Source organism: Pseudomonas sp. P2S-1 (genome assembly GCF_057197725.1).
In genome coordinates this window covers 2,056,695-2,068,364 of the sequence record NZ_CM170068.1, presented here as the reverse complement: position 1 = coordinate 2,068,364, position 11,670 = coordinate 2,056,695, and the positions used below count along the sequence as shown (strand labels likewise).

Here is an 11,670-nt window from a genome sequence, read left to right as displayed (position 1 = left end):
TTCCCTATCCGCCCAGCCACTCCCTAGCAGTGATCGCGCCGGGATCCGCAAGCACCCGGCCGGGAGATCAGGATGAGCCCATCCCTGTTCCAGCAGACGCCGTCGATCACCGCGTTCGACAGTCGCGGCCTGAGCGTGCGCAGCATCGAGTACCTGCGCCACCCTGATACCGAACCGGCCACCACTGCCCTGATTACCCGGCACCACTACGGCGCCATGGGCTTTCTGGCCAGCAGCAGTGACCCCAGGTTGCATGCGCTGGGCCGCTCCAGCCTCGATTGCGTGACCGACCTGGCCGGCAAACCCTTGCGCACCCGCAGTGCCGATGCCGGCACCGAGGTCAGGCTGCACGATGCCGCCCGCCGCGAGGCCTTCGCCGTCAGCCGGATCCGTAGCGACGGCCCGCGTGCCGATGACCTGACCGAGGCGGTGACCCGGACCTGGCAGTACGAGGATGACACCCTGCCCGGACGCCCTCTGGCCCTGACCGAACAGGTGGCCGGCGAGCCACCGCGTATCAGCGAGCGTTTTGTCTGGGGCGGTGTATCGCCGCAGGAGCAAGACTTCAACCTCGCCGGGCAATGCGTCAGCCACTATGGCACCGAAGGTTTGACGAGCATCGACAGTGTCAGCCTGAACGGAGTGTCGCTGCAGCAAACCCGGCGCTTGCTGGCGCAGGCCGATATGGCCGGGACGCTTGCCGACTGGCAGGGCACGGGCCCGGACAACTGGAATGAATGGCTGGCCGAGCAAGCCTGGGTCAACCTGAGCGTTGTGGATGCCTGCGCTGCCACCCTGGCGATTACCGATGCCCAGGGCCATCGCCGCCGCTTTGCCTATGATGTCGCCGGGCTGCCGAAGGCCAGCTGGGTTGCAGTGGCCGACGGCCCCGAACAGATCGTCGTCAAGGCTTGCAGCTACTGCGCCAATGGCCACAAGCTGCGTGAGGAGCACGGTAACCAGGTCCTCACCACCTACGGCTATGAGGTGCAGACCGAGCGCCTGGCCCGGATCCGTACCGAGCGCCCGGCGGGGCACCCGGCTGGGGCCATGCTCCTGCAGGACCTGCACTATGAATACGATCCCTGCGGCAACGTCCGGCGGGTGACGAACGAGGCGCAGGCCATCCGTTTCTGGCGCAACCAGCGGGTCGCGCCGGAGACCGTGCTGGACTATGACAGCCTCTATCAACTGGTCAGTGCCACTGGCCGGGAGATGGCAGCGATGTCGGCGGCGGTCGATGACGTCACCTACACCCGCTATCAGCGCAGTTACAGCTACGATGCAGCGGGCAACCTGTTGCGTATCCACCACACCACGCCGGCTACCGGGCATGCGTCCAATCTGTCCCTGGTAGTCAGTGAGTACAGCAACCGGGCACTGCCGGACTCGCTGGTGGGGTCGCCCGCCGAGGTGGAGGCGCTGTTCACGGCGGGTGGGCAGCAGAAGGTGCTTTCGCCGGGACAAACCCTGGCCTGGACGCCGCGCGGACACCTGGCGGAGGTGACCTCGGCTGCCGGGGATCTTGACGAGCACTATCGCTACGACAGCCGAGGACTGCGGGTACTCAAGACCGGCACGCGAGGCAATGTGAGTGGCGAACGCTGTCACTACCTGCCGCAACTGGAACTCAGGACCTTGCATAACGGCGCACGGGCCAACGGCCAGTTGCAGGTGCTGCTCTGCGATCAGGGCCAGGATGCCCAGGTGCGTCTGCTGCACTGGGTTTCCGGCAAACCCGACGAGGTCGCCAATGACCAGCTGCGTTTCAGCTACGTCGATCGCCTCGGCAGCGGCATGCTGGAACTGGACCAGCACGGCCAGGTGCTCAGCCGCGAGGAGTACTACCCCTATGGCGGCACCGCCGTGTGGGCGGCGTCGAGCCAGGTCGAGGGTGATGGCAAGACTATCCGCTATTCGGGCAAGGAGCGTGATGCGACCGGGCTGTATTACTACGGGCAGCGCTATTACCAGCCCTGGCTAGGGCGCTGGCTGGGCGCCGATCCGGCTGGGACGGTGGATGGTTTGAATCTGTTCCGGGCAATGCGCAACAACCCGGTGACGTTCAAGGATGTGGCGGGGTTGGTGCCGGTGGCGCCAGAGCAGGTGGAGGAAAAGAGTACCGAGGTAGTGGCGCGTGGCGGGCCTGATGTTCTGTCCTTGCCCCACCGCGAGATCAGGCACCTGGACCCATATCACCAGAAGGAATACGCCTTCATCGCGGCTGACCTCGGGGAGCATTATCGGCTCTATATGGACAAGGGCGGCCCATCGGACAACCTGGTCATCACAGCTGACGGTGCAACTGCGTTCTGGCTTCGCGACATACCGGTCGAGGAGGGGCAGCGGTTCGGCTTTTTCACCCCTCACGGTCAATTGCTTGAGGATCCCGGGATCGGCAAGCTGATGCGTGGCAGCAACAAGGCATTTGTCCTGACCGATGGCACTGACTTCGAGCCCAGAAAGCAGGAGGCGCAGGATCTGCTTGCAGCAGGCAGGACTGGCAAGCTTTCCGGGAGCCGGAAGGCAGGCTTCATTGCGGACTACAGCCTTTTCAAGTTCGCGGATGACAACGCTGACGTGCTGGCTACCGTCTTGAGCTTGAACCGTTCTGAGCAAAGCGACTTCCGATTCGATGTGCTGACGGTCAGAAGGCGCCGGGCGCTTCCTGCGATGTTGAAAATGGCTAGCCTGAGTGGTGCGTTGAGTGTCTTGAAGAAGAACGGCTTCAACTACAGCACTGTGTATGCTTCATTTTGTCGTGGGGTGTTTCTACACCGGGCCAAGTCGTTCGATCCGACGCGGGCGAAGGACATCTGATGGGTGGTGTTTTTCAGGGCCTCATCGCTGGCAGGCCAGCTCCCACAGGTTCAGCGGTGCACGCGGATCACTGTGGGAGCTGGCTTGCCAGCGATGAGGCCTTGGAATCCAGCATAAAAAAGCCCCGCAAGGCCGAAGCCTGCGGGGCAAAGCGGTCGGTGTGAACCAACCAAAGGAGCCTCAATAATCCAGTTCAGCGAGACGCCACCGCCTCGCTCTGCCAGCCACCACCCAAGGCCTTGTAGATCGCGACGATCCCGCGATACAGCTCGACCTCGCCCTGGGCCTGGGCATCTTCCGCGGCCAGGCGCTCGCGCTCGGCGTCCAGCAGCACCAGGTAATCCACCGTGCCTTCGCGATAACGGATCGACGCCAGGTCCGCCGCCTTGCGGCTGGCCTCGCTCTGCTTCAGCAGCGAGATCAGGCGCTGCTGGCGCTTGCCGTAGTCGCTGAAGGCGTTTTCCGATTCTTCCAGGGCCAGCAACACCTGCTGTTCATAGGTCGCCAGCGCACCCTCTGCCTCGGCATTGGCGCCGCGCAGACGGGCACGCACGCTGCCCAGGTCAAAGGCCGGCCAGGTGATGCTCGGGCCCAGGGCCCAGGCCGAGGCCGCCGACGAACCCAGTTGTGAACCCCGCCCGGCAGTGAAGCCAAGGAAGCCGCTGAGGCTCACCCGCGGGAACAGGTCCGCCGTGGCCACGCCGACATTGGCCGTGGCCGCCGCCAGCTGGCGCTCGGCGCGGCGGATATCCGGACGGCGTTGCAGCAGCTCGCCCGGGTCACCGATCGGCAGGGCCTTGGCAATCGCCGGCAACTGCTTCGGCGCCAGGTCGACACTCAGCGCATCCGGCCGCTGGCCGAGCAGGGTAGCGATGCGATTGCGTGCCCGTACCTGTTCCGCCTGCAATTGCGGCACGCTGGCTTCCACCGCCGCGAGACGGGCATCGGCCCGCACCACATCCAGCTCGTTGCCGACCCCGGCTTCACGCAGGGTTTCGGTAATGCCGCGGGAATCCTGCTGGGTCTTCAGGTTGGCCAGGGCGATTTTCTCGCGCTCCTGGGCGCCGCGCAGTTGCCCGTAGGCATCCACCAGTTCGGCGATCAGGCTGACCTGCAACTGCTGCAGATCGGCCTGGGCCGCCGCTTCCTGCGCCTCGCTGGCTTCCAGGCGACGCTGGATGCGGCCGAACAGGTCCAGCTCCCAGGCCATGTCCAGGCCCAGGTCGTAGCGTTCGCTATTGACCCGGTCCTCGGTCTGGCCAGGAATCTGGCCCTTGCCGAGGTTGCTGCTGGCGCGGCTGGTCACGGTCGGGAAGGCGTCGTTGTCGACGTCTTCACGGATCGAACGGGCCGCCTTGAGGCGGGCGAAAGCCACCCGCAGGTCACGGTTGCCGTTCAGCGACTGGCTGACCAACTGGTCCAGCACCGGGTCTTCGAACTGGTGCCACCAGGCGCTTTCGAAGCGGCTGCGGTCCAGGCCGGACTGGCCGTCGGTGGCGGCCAGGTGTGCGGCGGCGGTGTCCGGGGCCTTGTAGTCCGGGCCCACGGCGCACGCGCTCAGGGCCAGGACCAGCAGGCTCGGCAGCCACAGTTTGCTACTCATTTCTAGACGGCTCATGCGTGGCTCCCTTGCGCGGTCAGACGGGCGGCCTTGCGAGCCTGGTTGCGTTCGACGCGGCGACGGATCAGGACGAAGAACACCGGCGTCAGCAACAGGCCGAAAATGGTCACCCCGATCATCCCGGAGAACACCGCTACGCCCATGGCATGACGCATCTCGGCACCGGCCCCGGAGGAGAACACCAGCGGCACCACACCCATGATGAAGGCGAACGAGGTCATCAGGATCGGCCGCAGACGCAGGCGGCAGGCTTCCAGGACCGCAGCCAGCGGGTCGAGCCCTTCGGCCTGCTTGTCCTTGGCGAACTCGACGATGAGGATCGCGTTCTTGCACGCCAGCCCCACCAGTACGATCAAGCCGATCTGGGTGAAGATGTTGTTGTCGCTGCCCGACAGGATCACCCCGGTGATCGCCGAGAGCAGGGTCATCGGTACGATCAGGATCACCGCCAGCGGCAGGCTCCAGCTTTCGTACTGGGCCGCCAGCACCAGGAAGGCCAGCAGCACGCAGAGCGGGAAGACGAACAGCGCGGTGTTACCGGCGAGGATCTGCTGGTAGGTCAGCTCGGTCCATTCGAAGGTCATGCCGTTGGGCAGTTCTTCCTTGAGCAGCTTCTCGATGGCTTTTTCCGCCTGGCCGGAGCTGTAGCCCGGGGCTGCGGCACCGTTGATCTCGGCGGTGATGAAGCCGTTGTAGTGCATCACCCGGTCCGGGCCGGAGGTGTCGCTGACCTTGATGAAGGTCGCCAGCGGGATCATCTCGCCCTGGTTGTTGCGCACCTTCAACTGGCCGATCTGCTCGGCGTCGAGACGGAACTGCTGCTCGGCCTGGACGTTGACCTGGTAGGTACGGCCAAAGCGGTTGAAGTCGTTGGCGTACAGCGAACCCAGGTAGATCTGCAGGGTGTCGAAGATGTCGCTGATGGCCACGCCGTGGGTCTTGGCTTTCTCGCGGTCGATGGCGGCATCGACCTGGGGCACGTTCACCTGGTAGCTGGTGAACAGGCCGGCCAGTTCCGGCACGTTGTGGCTCTTGGCGATGATGTTCTGGGTTTCCTTGTACAGCGCTTCATAGCCCAGGTTGCCACGGTCCTCGATCTGCAGGCGGAAGCCGCCGATGGTGCCCAGCCCCTGTACCGGCGGCGGCGGGAAGATCGCGATGTAGGCGTCCTGGATATCGGCGAACTGCGCGTTCAGCGCGGCGGCGATGGCGCCGGCCGACTGGCTCGGGTCCTTGCGCTCGTCGAACGGCTTGAGCGGGGTGAACACGATGCCGCTGTTCGGGCTGTTGGTGAAACCGTTGATCGACAGGCCCGGGAAGGCCACCGAGTCGGCCACGCCCGGCTGTTTCAGGGCGATCTCGCTCATGCGCTTGATCACCGCCTCGGTGCGGTCGAGGCTGGCCGCGTCCGGCAACTGGGCGAAGGCCACCAGGTACTGCTTGTCCTGGGCCGGCACGAACCCGGTCGGGGTCGAGGAGAAGCCCATCCAGGTCAGGACCATCAACCCGGCATAGACGAACATGGCCACGCCACTGCGGCGGATGACCCGGCCGACGGTGCCGACATAGCTATGGCTGGCGCGCTCGAAGAAGCGGTTGAACGGACGGAACAGCCAGCCGCCGAGCAGACGCTCCAGCAGCCGCGAGAAACGGTCCTTCGGCTCGTGGTGACCTTTGAGCAGCACGGCAGCCAGGGCCGGCGACAGGGTCAGCGAGTTGAAGGCCGAGATCACCGTGGAGATGGCGATGGTCAGGGCGAACTGCTTGTAGAACTGCCCGGTAAGACCGGAGATGAACGCCGCCGGAACGAACACGGCGCACAGCACCAGGGCGGTGGCGATGATCGGGCCGGTCACTTCGCCCATGGCCTTTTTCGTCGCCTCAAGAGGCGGCAGGCCGAGCTCGATGTTGCGTTCGACGTTCTCCACCACGACGATGGCGTCGTCCACCACGATACCGATGGCCAATACCAGGCCGAACAGCGACAGCGCGTTGAGCGAGAAGCCGAACAGGTGCATCACCGCGAAGGTACCGATCAGCGAAACCGGAACGGCCACCAGCGGGATGATCGAGGCGCGCCAGGTCTGCAGGAACAGGATCACCACCAGCACCACGAGGATCAGCGCTTCGAACAGGGTATGCACCACCGCCTCGATCGAGCCGCGAACGAACACGGTCGGGTCGTAGACGATGCTGTAGTCCATGCCTTCGGGGAAGTTCTGCTTCAGCTCGGCCATCTTCGCCCGCACTTCGTCGGAGATCTCGATGGCATTGGAGCCCGGGCGCTGGAAGATCGGGATGGCCACCGCCGGCTGGTTGTTCAGCAGCGAACGCAGGGCGTACTGGCTGGAGCCCAGTTCCACCCGGGCGATGTCCTTCAGGCGGGTGATCTCGCCGTTTTCGCCGGAGCGGATGATGATGTTCTCGAACTCTTCCTCACTGACCAGGCGGCCCTGGGTGTTGACCGACAGCTGGAAGCTGGTGGCGCCCGGCGCGGGCGGTGCACCGAGCTGGCCGGCGGCGACCTGGCGGTTCTGCTCGCGAATGGCGCTGACCACGTCGGCGGCGGTCAGGTTGCGCGAGGCGACCTTGTTCGGGTCGAGCCAGACCCGCAGCGAGTAGTCGCCCATGCCGAACAGCTGCACGTCGCCGACGCCGCCGAGGCGGGCCAGTTCGTCCTTGATGTTGAGGATCGCGTAGTTGGACAGGTAGAGCATGTCGTAGCGCTGGTCCGGCGAGGTCAGGTGCACGACCATGGTCAGGTCGGGCGAGGCCTTGTCGACGGTGATACCGATGCGCGTCACTTCTTCCGGCAGCTTCGGCTGGGTCCGCGTCACGCGGTTCTGCACCTGGACCTGGGCGTTGTCCAGGTCGGTGCCCAGGGCGAAGGTGATGGTCAGGGTGATCTTGCCGTCGGCGGTGGACTGCGAGGACATGTACAGCATGTTCTCGACACCGGTGATGGCCTGCTCCAGCGGCGCGGCGACGGTCTCACCGATCACTTTGGGGTTGGCGCCGGGGAAGTTGGCGCGCACCACCACGGTGGGCGGGACCACTTCCGGGTATTCGCTGATCGGCAACTGGAACAGCGAGATCGCACCGGCGATCAGGATCAGCAGGGAAAGCACCGCGGCGAAGATCGGCCGGGTAATGAAGAACCGGGAAAAATTCATTGGAGTCGTCGTCCCTTAACCGCGTGGGGTCGCGGCGCTGGCGAGCTTGACCGTGGCCTTGCCGGTCTCGGCAGGCTGACGGTTGGCGGCTTCCAGGGCCTGGCGCTGTTGGGCGAGGGCGGCGAGGGTGGCATCGCTCGCCATCGGCGTTTCTTCAGGGGTGACCGGTGAGCCCGGGCGTACCCGTTGCAGGCCCTTGACCACGATACGGTCTTCCTTGGCCAGGCCGCTGCGCACGATGCGCAGGCCTTCCAGTTTCGGGCCCAGCTCGACGGCGCGGTAATCGGCCTTGTTGTCCTTGTCCATGACCAGCACGAACTTCTTGCCCAGGTCGGTGCCCACGGCTTCGTCGTTGATCAGCACGGCGGAGTAGGTGGCGCTGCCTACCAGCTTCAGGCGGGCGTAGAGGCCCGGGGTGAACTGGCCGTCGCGGTTGTCGAACACGGCGCGACCACGGATGGTGCCGGTCTTCGGGTTGACCTGGTTGTCGACGAAGTTCATCTGGCCCAGGTGCGGGTTGCCGGTTTCGTTGGACAGGCCCAGGTACACCGGGGTGGTCTGGCCGCGCTGGCCTTCGCGGGCCAGCTGGGTGTACTTGAGGTACACGCGCTCGTCGGCATCGAAGTAGGCGTAGACGCGGTCGGTGGAGACCACGCTGGTCAGCGGGGTGACGTCGGCGGTAACGATGTTGCCGGCGGTGAACTGGGCACGGCTGACCCGGCCGCTGATCGGCGCGGTGACCCGGGTAAAGCTCAGGTTCAGTTTGGCCAGGTCCAGTTGCGCCTGGATTGCGGCGACACCGGCGCGGGCTTCGGCGGCGGCGCTGGTGCGCGACTCGGCGAGTTCGGCGGAAATCGCGTTGCTGTTGCGCAGGCGTTCACCGCGCTGGGCTTCGTTTTCCGAGCGGATGGCGGTGGCGCGGGCTTGTTGCAGTTGGGCTTCGAGGCGGCGGACCTCGGCCTGGAACGGGCGCGGGTCGATCTGGAACAGCAGATCGCCTTTCTGCACCTGGGCGCCTTCGGTGAAGGCGACCTGGTCGATCTGGCCCGAGACACGGGGACGCACCTCAACGGTTTCCGGCGCTTCGAGGCGGCCGGTGAACTCGTCCCATTCATTGATCGGTTGCTCGATCACCTGGGCCACGCTGACTTTCGGTGCCGACGGAGCCTGCACCGCTTCCGGGGTGCGACCGCAGGCACTCATCACCAGAAGGGCCAACGCAGCAAGGGGATAGCGCAAGGGTTTGAGTGACTGCTCCATGGAAAACTCCGCCAATGTATTGATAGTGGGCGGATTCTGCGTTTTGCCGCGGGCGGGCACGAATCGAACGAAGCGAAGGTGACTATCACGGGGAATGATGGAAGTCGGGGATTATCGTCTGGCGTTGATAGTTGCAGCTTGTGGAGCCTGTGCGGGCTTCATCGCTGGCAAGCCAGCTCTCACAGGGATCGCGTGCACCGCAAACCTGTGTAGCTGGCTTGCCAGCAATAGGAGTCCACAGGGATCTGAGCGGCACCGCAGAACCCTGTGGGAGCTGGCTTGCCAGCGATGAGGCCCGCACAGGCACCACAAGGCCAATCAGGCAATCACCCCCATATATTCCCGCGCCAAGCCCAGGTACTCCTCGGCCCGGCTGTACCGCGCCAGCAGTTCGCCAGTCTTGAGTTCGGCCCCGGTAGCGGGCCCGCGCTGCGCCCGCAGGGTGTCGTAGGTCGCCTTGATTGCCGCGAAACAGGCGGCATGCCCGTCCACCACGATGCGCACGCCGAGCCCGGCCAGGCGCTGTGCATCCCAGTGTTCCTGGCTGCCATAGGTCACCAGCATCACCGGCACCCGCAAGCCCTCGACGATGGCTTCGAGTTGCGAAAAATCCCGGACCCCGATCAGGCAGATCCCGTCCGCGCCCGCCTTCTGGTAGGCCTGCGCGCGCTGGATGACCTGCGGCAAGGATTGCACCCCAGCATGGGTCCGGGCAATCAGCGCCAGGCTGCGGTCCTGCCGCGCCCGCTGCGCCGCGCGCAGCTTGCCGACGGCTTCCTCGACACTGATCAGCTCCGACAGCGGCTCCTCGAAGCGCGCCGGCAGCAGGGTGTCCTCCAGGGTCAGGGCGGCGACCCCGGCCCGCTCCAACTCTGCGACACAGCGCATGACATTGAGGGCATTGCCATAGCCATGGTCGGCATCGGCAATCACCGGCAGGCGCGACACCCGGCCGATGCGGGTGGCCTGTTCGACGAATTCGCTCAAGGTCAGCAGGGCGATATCCGGCGCGCCCAACACCTGCAGCGAAGCCACCGAACCCCCGAGGATGCCGACTTCGAAACCCAGGTCGGCGGCCATGCGTGCGGAAAGGGGATCGAACACCGAAGCGGTACGCTGGCAGGTCGGACTGGCGAGCAGGCCACGGAAGGTCTCGCGCAGTGCGTGATGACTGGCTGGATACATGGCGATCTCACGTTGTTCTGTAGAAGGAGGGAACAACCGGCCAGGGCGGCGTGGGCCCCGGCCGGTCGCGGTCTTACTTGATGAAGCGCACCTGCGCGTTGATCTTCTCGATCACCGAGCCCTTGCGTTCGTTGAAGCGCTTCTTGTTCTGCTCGAACAGGTTGTTGCCCTTGGTATCGATGGAGATGATCAGCGGGCCGAATTCGCGCACGCGGTTGACCCAGAGGGTCTCGGGCATGCCCAGGTCCTGCCATTCGGCGCGTTCGATCTCTTCCACCTTGGTCGCCGCCAGGACCGCGCAGCCACCGGGGAATACCGCGTGCACCGCCTTGTTCTCCAGGCAACCGGTGGTGGTTTCCGGGCCCATGCCGCCCTTGCCGACAATCAGCTTGACGCCGGTCTGCTCGATGAATTCCTTCTCGAACTTCTCCATGCGCATGCTGGTGGTCGGGCCGATGGAGACCATCTCGAAGCTGCCGTCGTCCTTTTTCTTGACGATGGGGCCGGCGTGGAAGATCGCGCCACCGCGCAGGTCCACCGGCAGTTCGCGGCCCAGCTCGATCAGGCGGCGGTGCGCGACGTCGCGGCAGGTGACCAGCTGGCCGGTGAGGTAGACCACGTCGCCTACGTTGAGCTCGGCCAGGTCTTCGTCTTTGATCGGGGTGCTGAGGATCTTTTTCACAGAACTACACCTTCATGGGAAAGGATGTCGTAGGACAGGTCGGCATTGATACGGATCTTGCCGCGGCGGTGGGCCCAGCAGCCGGTGGACACGGCGACCCCGATGGTCGACGGGTGCCGCGCCGAGGACTCGATGTTGACCCCCATGACGCTGCTGTTGCCGGTCAGACCCTGGGGGCCGATGCCGATTTCGTTGAGGCCGTCTTCCAGCAGTTTTTCCATCAGCGCCGCACTTTCGTTCGGGTGGCTGGAGTCCACTTCCCGGAGGATGGCGCGCTTCGACAGGCGGGCGGCGGTCTCGACCGAGGTCGACACGCCGACGCCAACCAGCAGCGGCGGGCAGGCGTTGACGCCGCGGGAGGTGATCACGTCGAAGACGAACTCGGTCACCCCTTCGTAGCCCTGGCCAGGCATCAGCACCTTCGCCGAGCCGGGCAGGGTGCAGCCGCCACCGGCCATGTACACGTCGACGATGGCGTAGTCGGCATCGGGGATGATTTCCCAGTCCAGCCAGGGGATCTTCGAGCCGGTGTTGGTCCCGGTGTTCTTCTCGACGAAAGTTTCCACGGCGTTATGGCGCAGCGGGCCCTGGATGGTCGCCTCCTTGGTGGCGTTCTCGAGGATGCTTTCCATCTCGCCCAGCAGCGGGAAGCGCGCACCGGCCGAGATGAAGTACTGGATCACCCCGGTGTCCTGGCAGCTCGGGCGGTTGAGCTTGTCGGCGTAGTCCTGGTTCTCGGCCATGGAGTCGTACACGGCGATGGCCAGGGGGTTGGTTTCCGCCGCGCGCAGCTTGGCGGTCTTGGCTTTGACGTCCTTGGGCAGGCGCTTGCCGATGTAGGCGGTGAATTTCGCCAGGGTGTCGGTCAACGACTGGACGGCTTCTTCTTTTTCCACGGTCTTATCTCCTTACAGCATCACAAGGCGGTT

Annotated in this window: 7 protein-coding genes; 1 reads left to right on the top strand and 6 read right to left on the bottom strand. The window is 65.1% G+C overall.

What is annotated here, in order from left to right; all coding sequences use genetic code 11:
• The first annotated feature begins 72 nt into the window (after positions 1-72).
• Positions 73-2,820: an RHS repeat-associated core domain-containing protein gene (locus AC2CQI_RS09085; RefSeq protein ID WP_484579933.1), complete on the top strand. Its 2,748-nt coding sequence runs from the start codon at positions 73-75 to the stop codon at positions 2,818-2,820.
• 193 nt (positions 2,821-3,013) lie between these two features.
• Here the strand turns inward: AC2CQI_RS09085 and AC2CQI_RS09080 are convergent, their stop codons facing one another.
• The 6 genes from AC2CQI_RS09080 to ttdA form a co-directional block, all read right to left on the bottom strand.
• A complete protein-coding gene (locus AC2CQI_RS09080; RefSeq protein WP_484580602.1) occupies positions 3,014-4,423 on the bottom strand; it encodes an efflux transporter outer membrane subunit in 1,410 nt (469 codons plus the stop codon).
• Positions 4,424-4,434: 11 nt separating this feature from the next.
• Positions 4,435-7,614: an efflux RND transporter permease subunit gene (locus tag AC2CQI_RS09075; protein ID WP_075804328.1), complete on the bottom strand. Its 3,180-nt coding sequence runs from the start codon at positions 7,612-7,614 to the stop codon at positions 4,435-4,437.
• 15 nt (positions 7,615-7,629) lie between these two features.
• Entirely contained in the window at positions 7,630-8,874 is a 1,245-nt protein-coding gene (mexE, locus tag AC2CQI_RS09070; protein WP_075804327.1) for a multidrug efflux RND transporter periplasmic adaptor subunit MexE, read from the bottom strand.
• 318 nt (positions 8,875-9,192) lie between these two features.
• Positions 9,193-10,059 carry an isocitrate lyase/PEP mutase family protein gene (locus AC2CQI_RS09065; protein WP_484579932.1) on the bottom strand — a complete coding sequence of 289 codons (867 nt, stop codon included), beginning with the start codon at positions 10,057-10,059 and terminating at the stop codon, positions 9,193-9,195.
• 73 nt (positions 10,060-10,132) lie between these two features.
• Positions 10,133-10,741, bottom strand: a complete 609-nt coding sequence (gene ttdB, locus AC2CQI_RS09060; RefSeq protein WP_009407255.1) for a L(+)-tartrate dehydratase subunit beta — start codon at positions 10,739-10,741, stop codon at positions 10,133-10,135.
• Entirely contained in the window at positions 10,738-11,637 is a 900-nt protein-coding gene (ttdA, locus tag AC2CQI_RS09055; protein ID WP_075804624.1) for a L(+)-tartrate dehydratase subunit alpha, read from the bottom strand. Before ttdA ends, ttdB begins: the two co-directional genes overlap by 4 nt.
• Between the last annotated feature and the right edge of the window lie 33 nt (positions 11,638-11,670).